Raw genomic sequence first — 23364 nt, 5'->3', positions numbered from 1 at the left:
CTCGCCGGGCTCGTCGGCGGGCCGGGGCCTCCCAGGCCGGTCCTGCCTGCCGCTGGTGTGATCGTAGACCCAGCCCCGAAGGCGAGGTCGGCTCAAGGCCGCACGGGAGTCGCCAACCGTCTCGACCTGCCCCTGCGCCTCGTCCAGTGCTCCGGCCGGGCGTCCGTCGCCGAACTCCCCTGGCACCCGGGCGCCTCGGAGGTGCGACTCGCGGGCGTTCCGGCCCGCCAAACGGTGTCCTGGCGATCAAGAGCGCTGGGGACAGGTGCAGCCGGACGTGGCGACGAACACGATCGCTGCCGCTACCGCTACCGCTCGACCAACGCTTAACGTGCCGGCCCGATCCCGTCCGGCAGGACAGCGACCACGAAGGCGACGGCCTCCTCCGGCGTCTCGAAGCGCGCGAGCAACTCGCTCCGGTTCCGTACCCCGTAGAACCCCTCATCGTGCGGCCAGATCATGTACCCGACCCGTGTCGTATTCCATCGCGCGGTGGTACTGGTGGAAAACCACAGGTTGAAGTGGCTGGTCACCGGCATCAGTTGGCGGAGCACCGGCTGGGCGTACGCGGCCGCCAACAGCGCATGCACGCGCGGGAACCGGTTCATCGGCGGCATGTGGACGCCGTCGAGCTTGAGGCACCACGCCAACTCGACAGCACCGAGCGGCTCCCGCTCGTGCGCGAGGGCCCAAGGGCGGAACTCGATGCACGGAGCCTGCTCCTTGGTCTCCTCGAGCCCCGCTCCGCCGGTCCAGGCCACCGCCGCCCTGACCACCTCGGCCGGATCGGCGGTCCACCCGCAGGCCAGGCGCCGGCCGTTGCTCTGGAGGTACACCCAGAAGGCACGCCGCTGCTCGCCGGCCGGACGCACCGACACCCGCCGGCCGAGCCCCGCGTCGACGTACTCCGCTGTGCCGCTCCACTGCCCGTCCGGCTCAGGCAAGACGACCCCGAGGCCCTCCGCCACACGCCCCAACGTCTCCTGGAGCACCCCGCCACCCCAGTTGCTCTCGCCGGACCCCACCCCGAAGCTCATCCCGCCAGTATGCCGCCGAGCGCATCGACGGTCCCGGTCGATCAGGTGCCGGCCCTCCCGGCTCCGGGCAAGGCGGCCCCGGGGTTCGACCAGGTGCCCTTCGACGACCCAGCCGGCCCGGGGCTCCTGGCTAGCCGATCGGCGGGCTCTTCGGCCAGTTGCGCAGGAGCGTGTCGAGGGCGTCGAGGATGCGCGCCCAGGTGTCCTCGGTGTCGCGCGGGGTGTGGGCGAAGCTGCCGCCCGTCTCCAGCGTGACGTAGCCGTGGAAGGTGCTGCCCAGGAGCCGGACGGCGTCCGTCTCGTCCGGCTCCACGAAGTCGTAGCCGCGCAGGATAGCGCGCGTCATCTGCGAGTGGCGGACGGCGGCGCTGGCGCGCGCGGTCTCCGGGTCCAGCTGGAGCCGGGCGGCGACGTAGCGGCCGGGGTGCTCGCGGGCGTAGTCGCGGTAGGCATCGGCGAAGGCGGTCAGCGCGTCCTTGCCGGCCCGCCCGGCGAGGGCGGCGGACACCCGGTCGGCGAGCTCCTCCAGGGCGAGCAGGGCGATCCTCGTCTTGAGGTCCTGCGAGTTCCTGACGTGCGAGTAGAGGCTCGCGTCCTTGACGCCGAAGCGCCGGGCGAGCGCCGAGACGGTCACCTTGTCGAAGCCGACCTCGTCGGCGAGTTCCGCCCCCGCCCTGGTGAGGCGTTCGGCGGTCAGTCCTACGCGCGCCATGCGGTTCCCCTCTGCTTCCCACGGTCTCCTGGAGCAATAATACATTTGCCTAATGCTCCTAGGTAATTTACGTTGATCCCTATGAAGCCGCTGACCGAACGAGACATCCGTGCCGCCTTCGTCAACACCACCAAGGGCGAGGCCTCGCGCCTGAACGTGCCGCGAGACCTCGCCGAACAGCCCTGGGAGGACCTGGACTTCCTCGGCTGGCGGGATCCCCAGGCCCCCGACCGCTCCTACCTCGTCGCCGAACTCCCCGGCTTCGGCGACCGCCCGGTGGCCGTCGCGCTGCGCTCGTCCTCCGGGGCCTCCTGGCAGGCCCGGCGCAGCATCTGCTCGCTGTGCGTGACCACGCACACGGGTGGCGTCTCGCTGCTGGTCGCCCCGCGGGCCGGCAAGGCGGGCAAGGAGGGCAATTCGGTGGGCGCGTACATGTGCAGCGACCTCGCGTGCTCGCTCTACGTGCGCGGCAAGCGCGAGGTCGGCACCAAGCTGCACGAGTCGCTCACCGTGGAGGAGAAGATCCAGCGCACGGTGGCGAACCTGGCCGCCTTCGTCGCCAAGGTCACCGCATGACCGCGGGTGGCGGCCCGCTGTGGGACGTCACCCTGAGCTGGCTCCTCTCCCCCGCCCCCGCACCGTCCCGGCGCCGGCCGTCACCCGACGGCCGGCGCCCGCAGCTCGACGTGCCCGTACCGGAGAGCGGTGCGGTGCCCGTCGGTGAACTCCACCCGCAGCCGCCCGTCCGGCCGGACGTCCACGACCACGGCCCCCTCGACCGCACCGAACTCCGAGTCCCGGTACACCCACACCCGGTCGCCGACGCGGAACTCCACCGTCTCCGAGCTGATCACCGGACTCACCTTCCCGCTTCCCCGCCGCACCCGCCCCGCCACTGACCCATACGTCCCGCCGGGCCGCGGGACTCAACGCATCAGCCGCAGGCCCGCGGGCTACAGCTCGTACGGGTACAGCCGGAGCGACGTGACCCGTGCCGCCACGACCTCGCCGGGCCGCACGTCCCAGCCGTCCGCCGGCGGCTCCAGCAGGACGATGTCGTCGCCGAGCCGGAGGTCGACGACGGGGTCGTCCGCGTCTCCCGTCCCGAGGACGGTCCCGGTGAGCACGGCCCCACCCGCCGGGGTTCCGGTGATCGCTCCCGGTCCGGTGGTGGCTCTCGCCCACGCGGCGATCGGCTCCCCCACGTCCAGCTCGACGTCGAAGAGTCGGCCGGGGCCGGGTGACACCGCCCCGGCCCACAGGGCGTGCGCCCGGCCGAGGGCGCAGCGGAAGTCGACCCGGCCGCCGTCCAGGACGGCGACGATCTCGATCCGCATCTCAGCACCCCGCCGGCGACTTCGACGACTTCGACGAGCGCTTCGAGCTCGGCCTCGACCGGATCATCGGCGCCGGCCCCGACGGGAGCCGGGTGCGGACGCGGTCCGGGGCTTGCTTCTTGGTCACCGACCCAGTCTTGCTGACAACCAGTCATTGGTCACTGGCCAAGAAGGTGGGGACCGCGCACCTGGGCCGGGCCCCCACCTGACCGCTCCCACCGGGGCGGTACGCTCGCCCGCGTGCGGAACACGATCGAACAGCTGGTCGACGGCCTCGCCGGCAGCATCATCATCGGGGGCGTCCTCGACCTCGCCGACGAGCACCTCCGGCGCGGCGACGCGGACTTCGTCGCGGAGCTCACCGCGGCGGTCCACGCGCGCTACGGCGCGCGCGCGAAGGGCACCGAGCACCACTACCTCTTCTCCCTGCTCCTGTGGAGGCTCGCCACCACCCACCGGCGCGACGCCATCGCCCACGCCCTTCGGCTGGGCTTCGCCGACCTGTCGCCCACCAAGCGGCCCGAGCGCAGGGCCGCCGCCGTGCTCGCCGCCAACCAGTCCCCGCGCGACCTCGCCCAGGTCTTCGCTCCGGGCGAGGCCGCGTACGGGGACACCCCCGACGAGCTGCGGGCCTGCCTCGTCCACGAGCTGGTGCTCCGCCGCTCCACGCCCCCGCCGGAGGCCGTCGAGTGGGCGGCGAACTCACCGTTCTGGCAGAGCCATCCGCTCGCCTGGCTGCCCTGGTCGCTCTCCCCGCTGGAGGGCACGCCGCAGCTGACCCGCTACTGGCTGGGCGGCGGAGGGGGCGGCATCGGGTACGGCCTGCCCGAGGGGCGCGAGCTGCCGAACGACCCCGCGCCCGTCCCGGCGGTGCGCGCCAACGACCTCGACTTCGCCCTGACCACCGCCGTCGACCGCTGGGACGGGCGCCACAACGGCCGGGTCGAGGCCGGGATCCACGTCACCGACGCCCCCGTCGACGCCGACGCCCTCCACCCGATGCTGGCCTCGCTCCCGCTGGACTGCCTCGACGGCCTGACCGGCGCCAGGAACCTCGCCGTCGTCGCGACCACCCCCGCCGAGGCGTGGCGCCAGCTCTTCGCCGCGGCCTCCACCGGCGGCGGCCGCGAGGACGAGTGGTGGTACGGCGCACACGGCCGGCTCGCCGCCTGGCGGTCCCTGGCCGCCCTGGCCGGCGCCCCCGGCGACGCGACGCCCGCCGAGGTCGAACGGCGGGTCGCCACCTGCGCCTGGTACGGCTTCCGGGCCTGGACGGACTGGTTCAACTGCGACCTGTGGGACCTCGGCCTCGCGACCCTCTCCCCCGACCGCACCCGCCTCACCGTCCTCGCGGCCACCGACTACAACGGCGGCTGAGCCGTGCCCGCACCCGAATGGCCCGGCCGGCTCGACCGCCTGTGCGCCGAGCTCCGCACGGCCGACGACGGCCGCCGGGTGCTCACCGCCGGCGACCGGCAGGTGGTCGTGCGGCCCGACGCCGCCGTCCGGCACCGCGGCGGCCTGCTGCACCACCGGATCACCGTCGAGCAGCCCGGCGAACCGGTCTTCACCGTCCGCTACCGGCCCTCCTGGCACGCCCGGCTCGGGCCGCTGCCGGCCGCGACCCACGACCGCTGGGCCGCCGAATCCGACGACCCCGGGCTCGAACTGACCGCACGCTGGGGGGCACCGACGACTGGGTGGACGACCGGGCCGATACTTGACCGTCGGGTTCTCCGTCAGGTTCTCCGTCGGGTTCTTCGTCGGGTTCTTCGTCGGGTTCGAGGCGTTTCGGGGGAAAGCCGATGATCAACGATGCCGTCCCGCTGTCCGTCGACCACGACGCGGCGTCAGGGCTGTGGACCGTCACCGCGCCCAAGGACAGCCTCGGCCCGATCGCCGTCGCCGACGGGCAGGTGCTCGTCCCGTTCGACGGGCGGATGACCGCGTTCGACGCCCGCGACGGCGGGATGCTCTGGCGGAGCCCGCACCCGCTCGGCGGGACCGGGCTCCGGCTCGCGACGGCCTTCACCACGGCCGGGCAGCACGTCGTCGTGCCGAGCCGCAATCCGAGCCCGCACGGCACCGAGCCGATCGGCCTCACCTGCCTCCGCCGCACCGACGGCGCGCTCGCCTGGATCCGGGACGCCGCCCCGCTCTCCGGCTACCTCGCGGACGGCCGCACGCTCGTCCTCTGGCAGAGCCACCCCGACGCGCCGCGCCACGTCACCGCCGTCGACCTCGTGGACGGCCGCCGCCTGTGGCGGCACGACTACGTGGACTTCGGGAGCGTCCTGCTGACACAGGGCCGGGTGATCGTCACCGTCGGGACCCAACGGCGCCACTACACCCGCGCCTACGACGCCCGCAGCGGCAAACAGCTGTGGCGCACCACCATGAACCGCTACCCGGCCCGCCTGCACCTCGTCGCCGCCGATCACCTGCCCGGGCCGGTCGTCTTCACCGCGCACCCGCGCAGGGACACCGTGCAGTGGTTCGACCCCGCCACCGGCACCGCACTCGGCTCCCTCACCACGGGGTACCCCTCCACCCGCTGGCGCGGCGCCGGGACGGACGGCGAGGTGCCCTCGGCGGCCTGGGCCCGGGTCGACGACCGCCGGGTGGCACACCTCCGGCCACTCGGAGAGATCGGAGAGGTCGGAGGGATCGGACAGGGACGGGTGCGGACCTTCTTCTCCCCGCGGCGACCCCTACGCCTCTCGGACCCGCAGGTCGTCGAGGTAGCCGGCAGGCTCTACACGACCGTCCGGCTGGACGGGACGCACGACGACCCGGCCGCGACCCGCGGGGAGCGGATCGTCTCGGCCCGGCTCGGCGGCCTCGGCGGGGACCGGTGGCTCACGGGGCTCCGCTGGCCGCTGAAGGTCCCGCGGCGCGAGCGCCGGAACTTCTACGCCCACCTCGTCCCGGCACCCGGATGCCTCTACGCGCTGCTGATCCACCGCGCGGCGTGGGCCGTCGTCGCCGTCCGGGGCGGCCGGGTGCTCTGGCGGCGCGGCTCACGGGCCACACCGCCCGTCCCGCTCGGCGACCGGGTGATCCTGCTCGACGACTGCGGCGAGCACGACCACCTGCGGCTGGTCGACGGCCGGACGGGCGCCACGACGAGGCCCTGCCCACGCAAGTGAAGCCCGGCGACAGAGAAGCCCGGCGACAGAGAAGCCCAGCGAGAGTGAAGCCCGGCGGGCACGCTACTCGACGGACTCCGCCGGCCGGCACCGCTGCCGCCGCCGGAGCGGGTACGTCGGCAGGTCGACCCGGCGCGCGCCGGGCGGGAGCATCGGCGTCCAGTCCACCGGGGCGCCCCGGACGAACGCCTCCGCGAGCGAGCGGGCGAACCGCTCCCGGCCGCCCTCGCCGCGCGCCAGCGTGCCGCACACCACGGACGCTCCGGCGGCCACGCCCGCGTCGGCCAGCGTCGCCCCGATCGCCGTCGTCATCACCGGGTGCGCGCTGACCTCCACGAAGCCGGTGAACCCCTGGGCCGCCAGCGCCCGCACGGCCGGGTCGAGCAGCACCGGTTCGCGCAGGTTGCGGTACCAGTACCCGGCGTCGACCGGGCCGGCCACCCACGCCCCGTCGACGGTCGAGAACCACGGCACCGTCGGCGTCAACGCCCTGACATCGCCCAGGAGTTCGGCGATGTCGCGCTCGACCCCGACCACCTGCGCGGTGTGCGACGCGTAGTCGACCGGGACCATCCGCACGTCGATGCCGCGCCCCACCAGCTCGGCGTGGAAGGCGCCGAGCGCCGAACTCTCCCCGCCCACCACCGTGCGCTCCGGCCCGTTGACCGCGCCGACCTCGACGCCGTCCCCGCACGCGCGGATCCAGTCCCGCACCCGGCCCTCGGGCAGCGGCACGGACACCATGCCGCCCCGGCCGGCCAGCCGGTCGCCGATGGCGCGGCTGCGCAGCGCGACCGTCCGGGCGGCGTCCTCCAGGGACAGCGCGCCCGCGACGCAGGCCGCCGCGATCTCGCCCTGCGAGTGGCCCAGCACGGCCGCCGGGCGGACCCCGTACGCCTCCCACAGGGCCGCGAGCGAGACCATCACCGCGAACGTCACCGGCTGGGCGATGTCCACGCGCTCCACCGGCGGTGCGCCGCCGACACCGTGCACGACGTCCACGAGCGACCAGTCCACGTGCGGGGCCAGCGCCCGCCCGCACTGCGCCATCCGCTCCGCGAACACCGGCTCGTCGTGCCACAACTCCCGCCCCATGCCCGCCCATTGGCTGCCCTGGCCGGGGAAGACGAAGACCACGCCGTCGTCCCGGCGGCCCGGTGGCGCGGCACCGGCGACGAGACCGGGCGCCGCGCCGCCCTCGGCCAGCGCCCGCAGGGCCGCGCGGACGGCGTCCGAGTCGGCCGCCGCCACGACGGCCCGGTGCTCGAACAGGGCCCGCCCCGCGAGGAGCGAGAGCGCCGCGTCCTGCGGGCGCACGCCGCCGTCCAGCGCATCGGCCAGCCGCCCGGCCTGCGCCGCCAGCGCCCCCGGCGTCCGCGCGGACACCACGAGCGGGGCGAAGCCGGCCGACTCGCCTTCCACCCGGGGCGCTTGCGGCACCTGCTCCAGGAGGCCGTCCCGAGCCGCCCGCCGCGGGACGGTCCGGGGCGCGGCCGCCAGCAGCAACCGCAGGGCGGTCGGGTCCGCCGTCCCGGCGCCGTTGCGCGGGATCGCGTCGACGAGGTGCAGCCGCACCGGGAGCGCGTGCGGTGCGAGGCGCCCGGCGCCGAACTCCCGCACCGCGTCGAGCGTCGGGGCGCTCCCCGGCTCCGCGACGGCCACCAGGGCGACGGCCGCGCCCCGCCCGTCGTGCGGCGCACCGACGGCGGCGAGCTCCCGCAGGCCGGGGCAGCCGGTGAGCGCGCGCTCGACCTCGGCCGGGTGGACCGTTCCGCCGTCCCGGACGAGCGCGTTCGCCAGCCGGTCGACCAGGTACAGGCAGCCGTCAGCGTCCAGCCGGCCGAGGTCCCCGGTGCGGAACCAGCCGTCGTCGTCCCGCAGGGCCTCCTCGCCGCGCCAGTAGCCCGGTGAGACGTGCTTCCCGCTCACCCACACCTCGCCGGGCTCGTCCGGCCCGGACACGTCCGCGCCCGAGTCCGGGTCGACGATCCGCAGCCGGGTGAACGGCATCGGCCGGCCCGCCGAGCCCGCCTTCGCGACGGTGAGCTCCGGCGGCAGGTAGGAGGCGAAGGACGCCGTCTCCGTGAGCCCCCACGCCTGTTGCAGCATCACCCCGCGCGCCGCGTAGTCGAGGACCAGCCGCGCGGGCACCGGGGCGCCCGCCACGACGGCGCAGCGCAGCGCGGACAGGTCGGCGGCGGCGAAGCCGGGCAGGCGGGCGAGCGCCGCGTACATCGAGGGGGCGGCGAAGAACGTGTTGACCCTCAGCTCGACGAGGTCGCGCAGGGTCCGCTGCGGGTCGAAGCGGCGCCGGACGACGGTGGTGCCGCCGTGGCCGAGGCTGCGCAGGGTGAAGCAGGCGAGCCCGCCGACGTGGGACAGCGGGGTGACGACCAGGTTGACGTCCTCCTCGCGCGTGACCATCGCCGCGTCGACGTTGGCACCGCTCCACCAGAGGTTGCCGTGGGTGATCCTGACGGCCTTCGGGCGGCCCGTGGTGCCCGCGGTGTGGAGCAGGACGGCGAGGTCGTCGGCGTCCAGGGGCGCCGGTTCGCGCGGCGGCTGCGTGGCGGCGGCGAGCGCGGCGGCGAGCGGCGTCCAGTGCGGACCGGGCGTGTCCGTCAGGGGCGCGGCAGGGTCGTCGTCGATGAGCAGCAGGCGCGTACCCGGCGCAGGGCCGACCAGTGGCGCGCGCCCCGGCTCGGCGACGACGGTGTGCGCCCCGCAGTCGCGCAGCACCTCCCTGGTCTCCGCCGCGCCGAGCCGGTGGTCCACCGGGACGAAGGCGGCGCCCAGCCAGCCGCAGGCCAGGTAGGTGGTGAGCAGCGTCGGGCTGTTGAGCCCCAGGTAGGCGACCCGCCGCCCGGCCGTCACCCCGCCCGCGGCGAGCACCTCGGCGAGGCAGCCCGCGCGGTCCAGCAGTTCCGGGTAGCCGACCGCGGATTCCTCGTAGTGCAGGGCGGGGCCGCCGAGGGGGCGGGCGGCCGCACGGCGCAACGCGTCGATCGGGGTGATCTCCAGGTGCATGGCTCGTCCTCCTGTGGTGCGGGGGCGGTCAGGCGCACGCACCGTGGTCGGGTGTGCGATCTCTATCAGATGTGACTCACCGTGACCACCGCCACCCGAAAAGTATGGAGAGCTGGTAAATCAGGCCGCCGCATCGCACCCGGCGCCACGGCGTTGCGCCGCCGGGTGCCCGCGCCCGGCTGGGATCCTCGCCCGGTGGAGACGGTGGAGCCGGCGCGGCCGGTGGCGACGACGGACACGGGCCGGGTCGAGGCGTTCAGCGACGGGGTGTTCGCGATCGCGATCACGCTGCTGATCCTGGAGATCAAGGTCCCGCAGGGCCACGGCGCGGCCGAGCTGTGGCGGGCGCTCGGCGCGCAGTGGCCGTCCTACTTCGCGTACGCGGTGAGCTTCCTGGTGATCGGGGTCATCTGGGTCAACCACCACACGCTGTTCGTGCACCTGGCCCGGGTGGACCGCACGCTGGTGTTCGTCAACCTGCTCCTGCTCATGCTGGTCTCGGCGCTGCCGTTCCCGACCGCGCTGGTCGCGCAGAACCTGCGCAACGGCTCGGCCGCGAACGTCGCCGCGGCGGTGTACGGCGGGGTGATGGTCGGGCACGCCGTGCTGTTCTCGCTGTTCTGGAACCACGCGACGCGCACCGGCCACTGCTTCGACGCGCGGGTCGACATCGCGGCGGCCCGGGCCGCCCGGTGGCGGTTCGAGGTGGGCATGGTCGTCTACCCGCTCACCGTCGGCCTGGCGTTCCTGTCCGCACCCGCGGCCCTCGCCGTCCACGGACTGCTGGCCGTCTACTACGCGTTCAACCAGGTCAAGGTCCCGACGCTGCCCTGAGACAGGCCCTACGACTTCCGCTTCCGCCGCACCAGCGACACCGCCGGTTCGGGCCGGTCGAGTTCGGTGGCCGTGCGCACGGCCTCCATCGCCCGCAGCTCGGTGGGCACCCGGGGCCGGGCGCCGAGGCCGAAGAAGCCGCCCTCGTTGTTGGCGTCGGCGACGACCGTGGCGATCTCCAGCAGGAACTCCCGGAACCCGTCGACCTCGTCGGGGGCGACCCTCGCGACGATCCGCGTCGCCTCGCGGATCACCGCCAGCGCGGGCCGCTCGTAGTCGGCGTAGCGCGTCGCGGGCTGGAGCCCGGTGTCGAAGGTCGACGACGCGGCCAGCTCCCGCACGAAGCGGCGCGGGTGGGTCACGCCGGCCTCGCGCAGCAGCTTGACCAGCGCGATGATCTCCTCCGCGTCGGCGACGCCCTCGGCGAGCGCCACCAGCACGCCGGCGGCCATCAGGGACCGGCCCAGCGTCGCCCACTCCTCGGGCGTGAAGTCCGGCTCGCCCGGCCCGTCGGCGCCGTGGCCGGTGCGCAGCACCTGGAAGCCGACGTCGGCGAGCACGGCGGGCAGGCGGCGCACCGAAGCGACCGTCCGCGCGCGGGCGTTCTGGGACAGCTCCGCCCACGGCACCTGCTCGGCGTCCCGGCCGTCCCGCTGGCCCGGCAGCGCGCCCGGGCCGAGGACGGCGGGCGCGCTCAGCCCGTGCTCGTGCTCCAGCCGGGCGAGGACCTCCGCCTCCTCCTCGGTGAAGTCGACGGGCGGCGGGCCGTCGGCGCCCGGCGGCTGCTCGGAGGTCGGCACCATCAGGCAGCCGACGGCGGCCAACCGGTCGCCGAGCCGCCGCGCCTGGCGGCGGTTGGCCTGCCGGAGCTCCTCCGGCAGTTCGTCCCAGGGCAGCAGCCCCGGCCCGCTGCCGGGTTCCCGGCCGTCCTCGACGGCGGCCTCCAGGCGGCTCTGGTGGATGGCCCGCGCCAGGTGCTTGGTGACCTGGGCGCTGGTGTAGTCGGCGAGGCTGTCGATGACGCGGTCCTGCGCCTCCAGGCGCGCCTTCATCCGGCGGCACTCGTGCAGGACGGCCTCGGCATCCAGCAGCGTCTGCTCGGCGCGGCGGTCGCCGGCCCGGCCGATGACGTCCTGTCCGACCATGATGACGATCATGAAGACCAGCTGGGCGAGGGTGGACAGGAAGCTCATGAACGCGAACGGGTACGGGTCGAAGGTCTGGAGGCCGGACTCGGCCATCCCGATCCACACCACCTGCGTGCCCGCGGCGACGTAGAACGCCCACATGCTGCCCAGCCGTCCGGTCAGCCACGCGGCGATCCGCCCGTTGACCGTGGTCGCCTGGTCGATCGCCTGCGGCGGGTGCTGCACGCGGTGGCGCTCGATCCACGGGTGGCGGCTGGTCTCCAGCAGGCTGACGCCGCGCCCGAGCGCGAGGTCGTGCCGGTCCAGGTGCGCCTGGAGGTCGGCGACCCGCTCGAAGATCGCCTCGGCGCTCTCGTAGGTCTGCACCGCCCGCCGGTCCGCCGCCATCCCGAGCACCCGCTGGCCGACCAGGATCACCAGGCAGAGCACCAGTTGGACGACGTTGTCGAGGAACAGCAGGAACGCGAACGGGTACGGGTCGAGCGTGTGCAGCGGCCCCCAGGTCGCGAGCGCCATCCATCCGCCGACGATCGCCAGCGTCACGTACAGCGCGGGCATCGAGCCCACCACGCGGGTCAGCGCGGCCGCGAACGCCCCGTTGAACCCGACCTGTTCGTACGCCATCGCCACCGGCTGCTGCCGCGGCGCCTCCGGCCCCGCACCGACCGCACTCACGTCCACTCCTCACGCAGATTGCCGAGGACGCACTGAACCCGTTTCCGGACGCTCTGTCAACGTCCTTTCTACGGACCGTGATTCCGTGTCGGCCGGAACCCCGGAGGCTGGCACCGGTCCGGCCCGACCGCCGATGATGGCCCCATGTGGATCAAGTGGATCAACTGCCGCGTGCTGCCCGGCGGACGGGAAGCCTTCGCGGACGCGCAGCGCGAATGGGCGGCCATCGCGGACCAGCCGGGCCTGGTCGGGCAGGTCGGGGGCTGGGAGGCCGGCGGCGAGCGGGCGCACGTGCTCGGCGTCTGGACCGACGAGGAGGCCTACACCGCCTTCATGGCGGTGCGCCACGACGAGATCGTCACGGCGGCGTCCGCCGAGCGGTCCGGGCGTCGCGACGGGGAAGGACCCGAGCCGAGGAGCTGGCAGGTGACCTCGGTGACGACCGGCGCCTCCGTCCTCGACATCCCGGGGGAGGCCGCCGGCCTGGACGACGCGCTCGCCCGCGGCACCGCCCTGCGCGTCGCCGACTGCCACCTCCACCCGGGCCGCGCCGAGCACTTCCTCGACGCCCAGCGACGCGTCTGGAACCCGGCCATGGCGGCGGCCGGCGGCATGCTCGCCGGCGCCGTCACCCGCCTCGCGGACGACCGGTACCTCGTCGCGACGCTGTGGACGGACGCGGACGCCCACCAGCGCTACGCGGAGCGGGACGTGGCCGCCCTGCGCGCACGCGCGGACGTCGCCGCGGACGTCCGCGCGCTGACCGGGCTGGCCCTGCCGCTCGAAGCCGACTGGCAGGTCCTGCCCGGCCTCGGATGAGCCGTCGGCTCGGACAGCCGGCCGGCGCGGGCCGCTTGACGCCGGCCGGGCGCGACCGCCGATGATGGTCCGCATGTGGATCAAGTGGAGGGACTGCCACGTCCGGCCGGAGGCACTGGAGCGCTACCGGAGCGGGCGGAGCGAGTGGACGGCGCTCCCGGGCCACCCGGGGCTGGTCGGGCAGGTCAGCGCCCGGGAGCCCGACGGCCCGCGCGCGTGCGTGCTGGACGTCTGGGCCGACGAGGCCGCGTACCTCGACTTCAGGGACGAGCGCAACGCCGCCATCGACGCCGACCAAATGGGCTACGCCCGCTTCCGCATGAGCGAACCCGCCGAGGACGAGCCGACACCGGAACAGCGGTACGCGGTGCTGGAGAACGCGGCCGGCCCCACCGTCCTCGACATCCCGGGGGAGGCCGCCGACCTGCACGAGGCCCTGACGCGCGGCACCGTGCTGCGCGTCGACGACTGCCGCCTCCACCCCGGCCGCGAAGAGCACTTCCTCGCCGCCCTGCGCTCGGCCTGGGATCCGGCGTCGGCCGCGGCCGGCGGCCTGCTCGGGGGCGTGGTCGCCCGCGTCGCCCCGGACGTCTTCCGCGACCGCGAACACCACCTCGTCGTGACGCTCTGGACCGGCCCGGACGCCCACCGGCGGTACGCCGAGGCCGACGTAGCCGCTCCGGGCGCCCGCGCCGACCGGACCGCCGACGTCCGGGAGCGGACCGGGCTGGTCCTGCCGGTCGAGTCCGACTGGCAGGTCCTGCCCCGCGTCTGGTTCTGATGCGCCGGCTCCGCCGACCTCACGAACCCGGCAACAAGCCTTCAATCCCCGAAAGAAGCGTTTCCGCCGTCAGCTCAGGCAGCCGACGTGCGCCAGCGCCCGCTTGAGCAGGACCCCCTGACCACCCGGCATGTCCTGCTGCACCAGCGGCGAGGCAGCCTCCGCCGGGCTGAACCAGACCAGGTCGAGCGCGTCCTGGCGCGGCCGGCAGTCGCCGGAGACGGGCACGACGTAGGCGAGCGACACGGCGTGCTGGCGGGGGTCGTGGAACTCGGTGATGCCGAGCGTCGGGAAGTACTCGGCGACGGTGAAGGGCTGCAGCGAGGCCGGGATCCGCGGCAGCGCCACCGGCCCGAGGTCCTTCTCCAGGTGCCGCAGCAGCGCGTCGCGGATCCGCTCGTGGTGCAGCACGCGCCCGGACACCAGCGTGCGGCTGACCGTCCCGTCCGGCCCGATCCGCAGCAGCAGCCCGATCTGGGTGACCTCCCCGGACTCGTCGACCCGCACCGGCACGGCCTCGACGTACAGGATCGGCATCTGCGCCCGGGTCGTTTCGAGCTCCTCGGGCGCGAGCCAGCCCGGCGTGGTTTCCGTGATGTCAGACATTGCTTGATCGTACGATCCCCGGACGGCCGGACGACGGCTGCCCCGCCCGGTGATGACCGTCCGTCACCGGCCGCCCGGCCCGGGCGGCCCGCCCGGGCGCCGTCCAAACCCGCCCGACGGCTAGAACCGCACGAGAGTTTGGCATAGGCACGGCAAAGCCTTCGCGCCGCCGCTTCCGCACGTCTGGACGGACGCCGCCCGAACTGGTGAGGTGTCGGGGCTCCATCCGAACACCCTTCCGCACGCAGGCAGTTCGCCCCGCCCTCACACCCTCACATCCGGGAGAAGACGCATGCGCACAACCTTCAAGGCCGCCGCCCACACCCTCGCGGCGCTGGCCCTGGCGGCCTTCGGGACCACCTCGCTGGCCACCGGCGCCCAGGCGGCGCAACCCGCCACCGCCGCCGCCCACTTCGGCCTCAAGCCGCTCGACCCCGCCGCGGCCGCCTCGCAGCGCGCGGTCACGGCCGCGTCCGACACCCTGTCGGTCGGGTCCAGCGCGAGCCAGGGCGTGGTCTCCCCCACCCCGAAGGTCTACCTGGTCTTCTGGGGCACCCAGTGGTCGTCCGACCCGGCCGGGGTCGCGACCGACATGCAGAACATGTTCAAGGGCCTCTACGGCGCCAAGGACACCTGGGGCACCATCCTCGACCAGTACTGCGAGGGCGTCCCCAAGGGCACGGTGACCTGCGGCACCAAGGGCGTCCACGTCAACCACCCGGCCACCTCGCCGTTGGCCGGGGTCTGGTTCGACAAGTCCGCCGCCGCGCCGGCCAACGCGACGGCCGCGCAGATCGCCGCCGAGGCCGGCAAGGCCGCCGCGCACTTCGGCAACACCACCCAGGCGCCGAACCTCAACGCCCAGTACGTCGTGCTCTCCCCCACCAAGACGCACCCGGACGGCTTCCCCAACTCCGGCTTCTGCGCCTGGCACGACTTCACCTCCACGTCGTACGGCAAGCTCGCCTACACCAACCTGCCGTACATCCCCGACAACGGCGCGGGCGCCTGCACCACCTTCACCGACGGCCGCCTGCTCTCGGGCATCGAGTCCACCGAGACCCACGAGTACGCGGAGACCGTCACCGACTTCTGGCCCAGCATCGGCTGGAACGGCGGCGGCGGCGAGATCGGCGACGCGTGCGTCCAGCTCGACGCGTACGTGACGCTGAGCACCGGCACCTTCGATCTCCAGGGCCTGTGGTCGAACAGCGCCAACAAGTGCGTGACGCACGGCTGACGCGTCCCACCCCTCGCCACGGCCCTCCCGGACCGCACCCGCCCGAATTCGGGGTGCGCGGCCCGGGAGGGCCGTGGCATCCTCCGGAGATGAGCCTGCCCGAACCGGTGATCGACCTGAACGACGGCCTGCTGCTGCGCACCTTCCGCGGCCAGGCCGACCTCCCCGAGCTCTTCCGCGTCATCGAGGAGTCGCTGGAGCACCTGCGCCCGTTCATGCCGTGGGTGGCCGGGCACAGCCTGGAGTCCACCACCGACTTCCTGGCCCGCCGCGAGGAGCAGTGGGCGAACGACAACCACACCTACGCGATCGTGCAGGACGGCTCCATCGTCGGCGCCTGCTCGCTGTACCGGCGCGAGGACTCCCCCGACGAGGGCCGCGAGATCGGCTACTGGCTGCACCCGGCCGCGACCGGCCGCGGCATCGCCACCCGGGCCACGCGCGCCCTGGTCGAGCAGGCGTTCCGGCTGCCCGGCGTCGAGTACGTCGAGGTCTGCCACGACCCGGCCAACCTGGCCAGCGGCGCGATCCCGGCCCGGCTCGGCTTCACCGAGCACCGCCGCCTGCCCGCCGAGCCCGTCGCCCCGGCCGAGACCGGCGAGGACCTGTTCTGGCGCCTGACCCGCCCGGCAGCCCGGTAGCGCATGACCGGATCGTTCCGCATCGGGGCCCGATGGTGTCTACGCGCGGGCCCCCGCCGAGCGCCATGATCGAGGCATGAAGAACGCACTCCTCGTCATCGACGTCCAGGAATCCTTCCGGCAGCGCGAGAACTGGGCCGCCGTGTCCAACCCCGCGATCGTCGAGCGGGTCAACGAGCTCGTCGAGCACGCCCGCCGCCGCGGCGACCTCGTCGTCTGGGTCCTGCACTCCGAGCCCGGCACCGGCACGGTCTTCGACCCGGCCCGCGGCTTCGTCCGCCTCATCGACGGCCTGGCGCCCGCCGAGGGCGAGCCCGTCGTCACCAAGACCTCGCACAACGCGTTCACCACGACCAACCTCCAGCAGGTGCTCACCCAGCACGGCGTCGGCGGCGTCGTCGTCAGCGGCATCCGCACCGAGCAGTGCTGCGAGACCACCACCCGGGTCGCCGGCGACCTCGGCTACGAGGTCGTCTTCGTCACCGACGCCACCGCCACCCACCCCATCGAGCACCGCGACGCCCCCGCCGGGCGCAGCCTCGCCGAGGTCCTCGCCGACCCGCGCACCCTCTCGACGGACGACATCATCGCCCGCACCGAGTACGCTCTGGCCGGCCGCTTCGCCACCGTCACCACCGTCAAGGAGCTGACCGGATCGTGACCCGAGTCGTCTTCCTGCTCGTCCCCCACGTACACCTGCTGGACCTCGCCGGGCCCGCCCAGGTGTTCTCCACCGCGGCCGACCACGGCCTCGGCTACGAGAGCGCGTACGTGGCCGAGCAGGAGGACGTCCCCACGGCGCAGGGCATCGCGCTGCGGGCCGCCACCGCGTGGCCGGAGCTGTCGCCCGGGGACCTCCTGGTGGTCCCCGGCTGGCGGTCGGTCACGCTGCGGCAGAACGGCGCGCTGAGCGCGGCCACGCTGGAGCGGCTGGCCGCGCACCACGCCGCCGGCGGGACGGTGGCCAGCGTGTGCGCCGGCGCCGACGCGCTCGGCCGCGCCGGGCTGCTGGACGGCCGGCGGTGCACCACCCACCACGACCTCCAGGAGGAGCTCGCCCAGCGCTACCGGCGGGCGAGCGTCGTGCGCGACGTGCTCTACGTCGTCGACGACCGGGTCGTGACCTCGGCCGGGATCGCCAGCGGCATCGACCTCGCGCTGCACCTCGTGGCCGTGCGGAACGGCCCGGCGGCGGCCGCCCGGATCGCCCGCGAGATGGTCGTCTACGCCCGGCGCAACGGCGACGAGCGGCAGGCCAGCGCGATGCTGCGGCACCGCGGCCACCTCGTCGACGCCGTCCACCGCGCCCAGGACCTCATCGACGCCCGCTTCGACACCCGGCTCGGCCTCACCGACCTCGCCGCCGCCTCCGGCGTCAGCGAACGCACCCTCACCCGGCACTTCACCGAGGCCACCGGCCGCACCCCGCTGCGCTACCAGCAGGAACTGCGCGTCGAGCGCGCGGAACACCTCATCGCCCACGGCGCGACCACCGAGACGGCCGCCCGCGCGGTCGGCTTCCAGGACGCCCGCATGCTGCGCCGCCTGCGCGCCCGCACCGGCCCGGGTGCCGGTGCGGGCGCTGGTGCGGGCGCTGGCGCCTGAAGGCCCGGGTCACGCTCTGGCGGCGGCCTCGATCCGCTCCTTGACGGCCCGCATCTGGACGACCGTGTTGGCCGTCAGGTGCTCGGCCATCTCCTTGTCCCCGAAGGGGAGTTCGTCCCGCACGTGGAAGTCCTGCACCCAGCGCATGTGGACGCCGTCCGGGGTCTCCCGGTACTCCCAGAAGATCTTCATGTACTCGAAGGGTCCGGTCTCGACCCGGTGGGCCCGCACGCTGCGGGTGCTCAGGTCGCTGGTGCGCTCGGAGACCCAGGTGCGGGCCACGCCCGCCTCGTCGGGGTGCATGGTGAGCCTGAACCGCACGGTGTCGCCCCGCTGTTCGAGGATCTCCGCGTCGGCGTACTCGGTGAACAGCCGCGGCCAGCCGGCCACGTCGTTCGTCATCTCCCAGACCAGGTCGAACGGCGCCGCCACGACCGTGCTCGACTCGGTGTGCCCGTGTTCGGTCATCGCGCTCAGGCCTCCGCGCGCTGCCGGTTGACGTACTCCAGCAGGGCCGCGGGGGTGCGCAGGTCGTCGATCACCTCGTCCGGGATGGCGACGCCGAGCCGGCCCTGGACCTGGGTGACCACCTCCAGGACGGCCAGCGAGTCGTAGCCGAGCTCGCCGAAGTCGGCGTGCAGGATGTCGCCGTCGAGGTCGACGGCCTCGCCGGTGCCCACGCACTGGCGCATGATGTCCCGCAGGCCGTCCAGGTTCAGGGTGTCCATCGCTTCAACTCCGTTTCCGTTGAGCACTGTTCGTGCACTTCTTGTACGCGCAGGGCCCGTTCGTGCAGAGCCTGTCCGCGCAGGGCCCGTTCGCGCAGGGCCTGTTCACACGGCCCGGACGACGACCGCGGCGTTGAAGCCGTTGTGGCCGCGGGCGATCACGAGCGCGGTGCGCACCGCCGCCTCCCTGGGGTCGCCCAGGATCAGGTCGACCGGGCAGTCCGGGGAGGGCGCGGTGACGTTCACGGTCGGCGGGACGACGCCGTGGCGCACCGCCAGCAGCGCCGCCACCAGATCGACCGTCGGGCCGGCCGCGTAGAGGCGGCCGGTGGTGGTCTTGGGCACGGTGACCGGCACCCCGGCGGGGCCGAACACCTCGGCGAGCGCCCGGCTCTCCAGCCGGTCCAGCGCCGGGACGCCGTAGCCGTCGGCGAAGACCACGTCGACGTCGGCCGGCGCGCACCGGGCGTCGGCCAGCGCCCCCTCGATGGCCCGGCGCAGGTTGGGCCCGCGCCCGGTGGCCGGGTGCGGGTCGAAGGCGGTGGCGTAGCCGGCGATCTCGCCGTACGGGCGCACGCCGCGGGCGCGGGCCGACTCCGCCTCCTCGACCAGGAGGATCGCCCCGCCCTCCCCGGGCGCGTAGCCCGAGGCCTCGGCGTCGAAGGGCAGGTAGGCCCGGGCGGGGTCGGTGCTGCGGCTGACCAGGCCGGGCGGGATCTGCCCGACCAGGCCGGAGGGGGAGAACGAGGAGTCCGTGCCGCCGGACAGGACGAAGGTGGTGCCGCCCCGGATCGTGCGCCGGGCCTGGCCCACGCAGTCCAGCCCGCCGGCCTGGTCGGTGATGAAGACGCCGCTCGGCCCGCGCATGCCGTGCCGGATCGAGATCTGGCCCGAGTTGGCCGCGTAGAACCAGGCGATCGCCATGTAGGCGCCGACCTGCGAGGGCCCCTTGGAGTAGAGGTTCTGCATCTCCCGCTGGCCGAACTCGGCGCCGCCGGTGGCGTTGGCGGTGACGACGCCCATCTGGTACTCGGGCTGCTCCTTGGGATCCAGCTCACCGTCGAGCAGGGCCTCCTCGGCGCAGACCAGGCCGAACTGGGTCATCAGCGCGGTCTCCACGACGACCCGGCTGGGCAGCAGCGCGTACGGGTCGAAGCCCGGCACCTCGCCGATGACCTTGATCGGGTAGCCGGTCGGGTCCATCCGGGTCATCGGCGCCAGCCCGCTGCGGCCGTCGAGGGTGTTGGCCCAGTACGTCTTCACGCCGATCCCGGTCGGCGCGACGACGCCCAGGCCGGTCACCACGGCGCGTCTGTCCGGTTCCGCGGTCATCGGAGCACCCTCCCTTCGTCGGCCAGCACGATCGCGCTCTGGAACCCGCCGAAACCGCTGCCGACGCTGAGCACGACGTCGGTCCGCTGGTCCCGGGCGGTGACCGGGACGTAGTCCAGGTCGCACTCCGGGTCCGGCGTCTCCAGGTTGGCGGTCGGGGGCACGACGTCGTGCTCGATCGCCAGGCAGCAGGCGGCCACCTCGATGGCGCCGATCGCGCCGAGCGAGTGCCCGATCATCGACTTGATGGAGCTGACCGGGGCCCGGTAGGCGTGCGCGCCCAGGGCGCGTTTGAAGGCCGCGGTCTCGTGCCGGTCGTTCTGCCGGGTGCCGGAGCCGTGCCCGTTGACGTAGTCGATCTCCTGCGGGTTGACCCGGGCCTGGTCGAGCGCGGCCCGGATCGCCTCGGCCATCTCCCGGCCGTCCGGCTTGAGGCCGGTCATGTGGTAGCCGTTGGCGCGGCTCGCGTAGCCGGCCACCTCGCAGTAGATGGACGCGCCGCGCTTGCGGGCGTGTTCCAGTTCCTCGAAGACCATCACCGCCGAACCCTCGCCCAGGATCAGGCCCTTGCGGTTGAGGTCGTAGGGACGGCAGGCGTGCTCGGGGTCGTCGTTGGCGGTGGACTGGGCGCGCAGGGTGTCGAAGCAGGCGACCGTGACCGGGGAGACCGGTGCGTCGGTGCCGGCCGCGAGCATCACGTCCGCGCTGCCCTCGCGGACCAGCTCGAAGGCGTGGCCCAGCGCGTCGATGCCCGAGGTGCAGCCGGTGGAGATCAGGCCCACCGGGCCCTCCGCGCCGCAGGCCCAGGCGAGTTCGGCCGCCATCGAGCTGGGGACCATGACGTCGTACAGGTGCGGGACGGCGTACTGCGGGTCCACCAGCCACTTGCTGCCGCCGTCGCTGAGCACCACGTACTCGCGCTCCATCAGCTCGGTGCAGCCGATCGCGTTGCCCAGCGAGACGCCGACCCGGCCCGGGTCGGGTGCGCCGCCGGCCAGGCCGCTGTCGGCGAGCGCCTCGCGGGCGGCGATCAGCGCGAACTGGCCGGCCCGGTCCAGACGGCGGGCCTCCTGCGGGGAAAGGCCGCAGGCCAGCGGGTCGAAGTCGATCTCGGCGGCGACCTGGCAGCGGAAGTCCGACGGATCGAAGTGGGTGATGCGGCGGGTGGCGGTGCGCCCGGCCGTCAGGGTGTCCCAGAACGCGCCGGTGCCGACGCCCTTGGGTGCGATGACCCCGATGCCGGTCACCACGACGCGGCGCCCGGTCATGAGGTCACGGCTCCGACCTGCGGCAACTCGCCGCCGGAGGAGGGAAGTTCCTCGGTGTCCACGTGGCCGAGCTCGGGCTTGGGGGCGAGCGGGCCGAGGAAGAACACGGCGAACATCTCCTCGTCGCCGTGGTTGTCCATCCGGTGCCGCAGCCCCTTGGGGATCATGAACGAGTCCCCCGCCACCAGCTCGATCGGCCGCCCCTCCAGGAGCAGCGTCATCCGGCCGCCGACGATGTAGAAGTACTCCTCGGAGTACGGGTGGTAGTGCTCGCTGACGAACTCGCCGGGCATGAGCGACCCCGCGCCCAGGAAGCCGGCGGTGGCCGCGCACGTCCTCGGGCTGAGCAGGACGCGCAGGTCGCCGCCGCGCCGCCGGTTCGGCGGGACGTCCGCGAACGCGACCTTCCCGGGCTCGCCCGCAGGGGTTGAAGTCATGGCCTCTCCTTCTCCGGTGGTCCGACTGACGGATCGTCAGACGGCAAGCTGTACGCGGTACTCGGCCAGCCAGGTGTTGAGCTGGAGTGCGAACTCGATGTTGGTGCGGGCCAGCCAGTCCGACCCGCCCGGCCATTCGGCGCCGGCCGCCGCGCGGGCCGCCGCGCCGTCCAGCAGCGGGGCCACCGGGGCGGCCGGGTCGCGCAGCACGGCGGCCAGCTCGCGCTGGAGCATCCGCGCGTACGCCGGGTCCTGGTTGACCGGGAACGGGCTCTTGCGCCGCTGGGCGACCGACCGCGGCAGCAGCGGGGCGACGGCCGCCCGCAGCAGGCTCTTCTCGCGCCCGTCGAAGGACTTCATCCGCCAGGGCACGTTGAAGGCGTACTCGACCAGGCGGTGGTCGCAGAACGGCATCCGGGCGTCCAGCCCCACCGCCCGGCTCAGCCGGTCGTCCCGGTCCAGCAGGCGCGGCAGCCATCGGGTCAGGTGCAGGTGGCACAGCTCGCGCATGCGGCGCTCGGCCGCGTTCTCGCCGTCCAGCCGCGGCACCTCGCCGATCGCCTGGCGGTAGCTGTCGGCGCCGAACCCGGCCAGGTCCAGGCCGCGCAGCAGCCCGCGGTCGAACAGGCCGAGCCCGAGCCCGTCCCTGGACTGCTCGTGCGAGCGCTCGTACGCCACCCACGGGAAGTGGCCGGTGCGCACCAGCTCCGGGTCGTGCATCCACGGGAAGCCGCCGAACAGCTCGTCGGCGGCCTCGCCGGAGAGCACGACGCCGGCGCGCTCGCGCACGGCGGCGAAGAGCAGGTGGGCGGCGACGTCCATCTCGGCGAACGGCGTCGGCCGGTCCTGGGCGCGCAGCACCGCCAGGCGGCCGGCCGGGTCGGCCAGGTCGGCGGTGCCGAGCACCACGTCGACGTGCTCGGAGCCCAGGTGGCGGGCCAGTTCGGCCGCGTACGGGGCGTCCGCGGTGGCGCGCACGTGGTCGGGGCGGAAGTTCTCGGCGTGGCCGAGGAAGGTGCCGGTGGCGGTGAGCAGCGGCTTGGCCCCGCGCTCCGCCGAGGTGCGGGCGGCCAGCGCGGCCACCGCGCCCGAGTCGAGGCCGCCGGAGAGCAGCACGCAGGGCGTGGGCTCCTCGGGCAGCATCCGGTTCACCGCGTCGGACAGCAGCAGGCGCACGGTCGCGACGGTGGTGTCCCGGTCGTCGGGGTGCGGGCGGCTCTGCAGCCGCCAGTAGGCGCGCTCGGTCAGCCACCCGTCGGCCAGTTCCACGACGTGGCCCGGACGGACCTCGTCGACGCCCCGGAAGACGCTGCGGCCGGGGGTCTTGATCTGGGTGAACAGCTCGCGCAGGCTGTCCGCGTCCGCCGCCGGGTCGACCGCCTCCCCGGCGAGCAGGGCCTTCGGCTCCGAGGCGAAGGCCAGTTCGTCGCCGAGCCGCGCGTAGTGCAGCGGCCGCACGCCGAGGCGGTCCCTGGCCAGCAGGAGCCGGCGGCGGCGGACGTCCCACAGCGCGAACGCGAAGGCGCCGTCCAGCCGGACCGGACAGTCCGCGCCCCACTCCCGGTAGGCGTGGAGCACGGTCTCCGGGTCGCCGCCGGAGCGGGGCCGGTGGCCACGGGCGTCCAGCACCCGGCGCACGCCCTCGGGCCCGTACAGCGTGCCGGCGAAGGCGATCACGGCCGTCACCTCGCCGTCCTCGACCAGGGCGGCCGGGCGGGCCCCCGGTGGGCCGGGGAACGCCAGCAGGGCGTTCCCGTCGGTCCAGGTCCCGTGGGCCGGCGGGCCCCCGGGCGTCATCGCGGCGGCCATCGCGGCCACGCCCGCCGTCCTCCGGTCCGGGTCGGGCCCCAGCCCCACCCACCCGGCGATGCAAGTCATGCGGATCCCCTCGGTCGCGACGTCCCCGGTCGGTGCCGCGACACAGCATGGGGAGCCGCCCTCTCGGGTGGATCGAGCCCGCCTGAACGTCCGGCGGGCACGTCCGGGGC

Annotated in this window: 24 protein-coding genes; 11 read left to right on the top strand and 13 right to left on the bottom strand. The window is 74.4% G+C overall.

All coding sequences use genetic code 11. The features are described from left to right. Nucleotides 1-326: 326 nt before the first annotated feature. Nucleotides 327-1037 carry a DUF6193 family natural product biosynthesis protein gene (locus ACFVSN_RS12400; protein WP_387954840.1) on the bottom strand — a complete coding sequence of 237 codons (711 nt, stop codon included), beginning with the start codon at nt 1035-1037 and terminating at the stop codon, nt 327-329. 130 nt (nt 1038-1167) lie between these two features. Next, nucleotides 1168-1749, bottom strand: coding sequence for a TetR/AcrR family transcriptional regulator (locus tag ACFVSN_RS12395; protein ID WP_387954838.1), 582 nt, complete (start codon nt 1747-1749; stop codon nt 1168-1170). A gap of 81 nt (nt 1750-1830) precedes the next feature. On the opposite strand from ACFVSN_RS12395, the gene ACFVSN_RS12390 reads away from it, so the two are divergent. Further along, entirely contained in the window at nt 1831-2325 is a 495-nt protein-coding gene (locus tag ACFVSN_RS12390) for an FBP domain-containing protein (RefSeq protein ID WP_380497012.1), read from the top strand. Nucleotides 2326-2405: 80 nt separating this feature from the next. Here ACFVSN_RS12390 and ACFVSN_RS12385 read toward each other — a convergent pair whose 3' ends face one another. Beyond that, nucleotides 2406-2603, bottom strand: coding sequence for a hypothetical protein (locus ACFVSN_RS12385; protein WP_387597983.1), 198 nt, complete (start codon nt 2601-2603; stop codon nt 2406-2408). Nucleotides 2604-2702: 99 nt separating this feature from the next. Next, nucleotides 2703-3086, bottom strand: a complete 384-nt coding sequence (locus ACFVSN_RS12380) for a hypothetical protein (RefSeq protein ID WP_387954836.1) — start codon at nt 3084-3086, stop codon at nt 2703-2705. A 240-nt stretch (nt 3087-3326) separates the two neighbouring features. On the opposite strand from ACFVSN_RS12380, the gene ACFVSN_RS12375 reads away from it, so the two are divergent. Genes ACFVSN_RS12375 through ACFVSN_RS12365 form a run of 3 tightly spaced genes read left to right on the top strand, consistent with a single transcriptional unit; the run spans nt 3327 to nt 6235 of the window. Next, entirely contained in the window at nt 3327-4463 is a 1137-nt protein-coding gene (locus tag ACFVSN_RS12375) for a DUF6183 family protein (RefSeq protein WP_387954834.1), read from the top strand. Between the two features lie 3 nt (nt 4464-4466). Continuing rightward, a complete protein-coding gene (locus ACFVSN_RS12370) occupies nt 4467-4895 on the top strand; it encodes a hypothetical protein (RefSeq protein WP_387954832.1) in 429 nt (142 codons plus the stop codon). Next, the gene (locus tag ACFVSN_RS12365) at nt 4892-6235 is read left to right on the top strand and encodes a PQQ-binding-like beta-propeller repeat protein (RefSeq protein WP_387954830.1); all 1344 of its coding nucleotides are present in this window, start codon (nt 4892-4894) and stop codon (nt 6233-6235) included. Before ACFVSN_RS12370 ends, ACFVSN_RS12365 begins: the two co-directional genes overlap by 4 nt. Nucleotides 6236-6298: 63 nt before the next feature. Here ACFVSN_RS12365 and ACFVSN_RS12360 read toward each other — a convergent pair whose 3' ends face one another. Continuing rightward, a complete protein-coding gene (locus tag ACFVSN_RS12360) occupies nt 6299-9262 on the bottom strand; it encodes an acyltransferase domain-containing protein (protein ID WP_387954828.1) in 2964 nt (987 codons plus the stop codon). A 195-nt stretch (nt 9263-9457) separates the two neighbouring features. Here ACFVSN_RS12360 and ACFVSN_RS12355 point away from each other — a divergent pair, with 195 nt between their 5' ends. Next, entirely contained in the window at nt 9458-10096 is a 639-nt protein-coding gene (locus ACFVSN_RS12355; RefSeq protein WP_380448043.1) for a TMEM175 family protein, read from the top strand. An 8-nt stretch (nt 10097-10104) separates the two neighbouring features. On the opposite strand, the gene ACFVSN_RS12350 is transcribed toward ACFVSN_RS12355, so the two are convergent. Then, nucleotides 10105-11919: a DUF1003 domain-containing protein gene (locus ACFVSN_RS12350; RefSeq protein WP_387954826.1), complete on the bottom strand. Its 1815-nt coding sequence runs from the start codon at nt 11917-11919 to the stop codon at nt 10105-10107. Between the two features lie 144 nt (nt 11920-12063). On the opposite strand from ACFVSN_RS12350, the gene ACFVSN_RS12345 reads away from it, so the two are divergent. After that, complete coding sequence (locus ACFVSN_RS12345) at nt 12064-12738, top strand: DUF4937 domain-containing protein (RefSeq protein ID WP_387954825.1); 675 nt, start codon at nt 12064-12066, stop codon at nt 12736-12738. A 73-nt stretch (nt 12739-12811) separates the two neighbouring features. Further along, nucleotides 12812-13519 carry a DUF4937 domain-containing protein gene (locus ACFVSN_RS12340; RefSeq protein WP_387954823.1) on the top strand — a complete coding sequence of 236 codons (708 nt, stop codon included), beginning with the start codon at nt 12812-12814 and terminating at the stop codon, nt 13517-13519. A 69-nt stretch (nt 13520-13588) separates the two neighbouring features. On the opposite strand, the gene ACFVSN_RS12335 is transcribed toward ACFVSN_RS12340, so the two are convergent. Next, nucleotides 13589-14125, bottom strand: a complete 537-nt coding sequence (locus ACFVSN_RS12335; protein WP_380448036.1) for an NUDIX hydrolase family protein — start codon at nt 14123-14125, stop codon at nt 13589-13591. A gap of 292 nt (nt 14126-14417) precedes the next feature. Between ACFVSN_RS12335 and ACFVSN_RS12330 the strand changes: the two genes are divergently transcribed. The 4 genes from ACFVSN_RS12330 (at nt 14418) to ACFVSN_RS12315 (ending at nt 17611) form a co-directional block, all read left to right on the top strand. Further along, the gene (locus tag ACFVSN_RS12330; protein WP_387598009.1) at nt 14418-15365 is read left to right on the top strand and encodes a hypothetical protein; all 948 of its coding nucleotides are present in this window, start codon (nt 14418-14420) and stop codon (nt 15363-15365) included. An 89-nt stretch (nt 15366-15454) separates the two neighbouring features. Then, the gene (locus tag ACFVSN_RS12325; RefSeq protein ID WP_387598012.1) at nt 15455-16006 is read left to right on the top strand and encodes a GNAT family N-acetyltransferase; all 552 of its coding nucleotides are present in this window, start codon (nt 15455-15457) and stop codon (nt 16004-16006) included. A gap of 76 nt (nt 16007-16082) precedes the next feature. Further along, nucleotides 16083-16667, top strand: a complete 585-nt coding sequence (locus tag ACFVSN_RS12320) for a cysteine hydrolase family protein (RefSeq protein WP_387954821.1) — start codon at nt 16083-16085, stop codon at nt 16665-16667. Then, on the top strand, nt 16664-17611 hold the full coding sequence (locus ACFVSN_RS12315; protein ID WP_387954819.1) for a GlxA family transcriptional regulator: 948 nt from the start codon (nt 16664-16666) through the stop codon (nt 17609-17611). The genes ACFVSN_RS12320 and ACFVSN_RS12315 overlap by 4 nt, the downstream gene beginning before the upstream one ends. Nucleotides 17612-17620: 9 nt before the next feature. On the opposite strand, the gene ACFVSN_RS12310 is transcribed toward ACFVSN_RS12315, so the two are convergent. The 6 genes from ACFVSN_RS12310 to asnB all read right to left on the bottom strand — a co-directional run bounded on the left by ACFVSN_RS12310 (nt 17621) and on the right by asnB (nt 23254). Beyond that, nucleotides 17621-18079 carry an SRPBCC family protein gene (locus ACFVSN_RS12310; protein WP_380444030.1) on the bottom strand — a complete coding sequence of 153 codons (459 nt, stop codon included), beginning with the start codon at nt 18077-18079 and terminating at the stop codon, nt 17621-17623. 5 nt (nt 18080-18084) lie between these two features. Then, nucleotides 18085-18339, bottom strand: a complete 255-nt coding sequence (locus tag ACFVSN_RS12305; RefSeq protein WP_380444028.1) for an acyl carrier protein — start codon at nt 18337-18339, stop codon at nt 18085-18087. Nucleotides 18340-18444: 105 nt separating this feature from the next. After that, complete coding sequence (locus tag ACFVSN_RS12300; protein ID WP_387598018.1) at nt 18445-19671, bottom strand: ketosynthase chain-length factor; 1227 nt, start codon at nt 19669-19671, stop codon at nt 18445-18447. Next, on the bottom strand, nt 19668-20939 hold the full coding sequence (locus ACFVSN_RS12295) for a beta-ketoacyl-[acyl-carrier-protein] synthase family protein (protein ID WP_380444024.1): 1272 nt from the start codon (nt 20937-20939) through the stop codon (nt 19668-19670). The genes ACFVSN_RS12300 and ACFVSN_RS12295 overlap by 4 nt, the downstream gene beginning before the upstream one ends. After that, nucleotides 20936-21376 carry a cupin domain-containing protein gene (locus ACFVSN_RS12290; RefSeq protein WP_380444022.1) on the bottom strand — a complete coding sequence of 147 codons (441 nt, stop codon included), beginning with the start codon at nt 21374-21376 and terminating at the stop codon, nt 20936-20938. Before ACFVSN_RS12290 ends, ACFVSN_RS12295 begins: the two co-directional genes overlap by 4 nt. Nucleotides 21377-21412: 36 nt before the next feature. Then, nucleotides 21413-23254: an asparagine synthase (glutamine-hydrolyzing) gene (gene asnB, locus ACFVSN_RS12285; RefSeq protein WP_387954817.1), complete on the bottom strand. Its 1842-nt coding sequence runs from the start codon at nt 23252-23254 to the stop codon at nt 21413-21415. Nucleotides 23255-23364 lie beyond the last annotated feature (110 nt).

This window comes from Kitasatospora sp. NPDC057904 (assembly GCF_042887925.1).
In the GTDB taxonomy this organism is placed as follows: domain Bacteria; phylum Actinomycetota; class Actinomycetes; order Streptomycetales; family Streptomycetaceae; genus Kitasatospora.
This window is presented reverse-complemented; position numbering and strand designations above follow the sequence as displayed.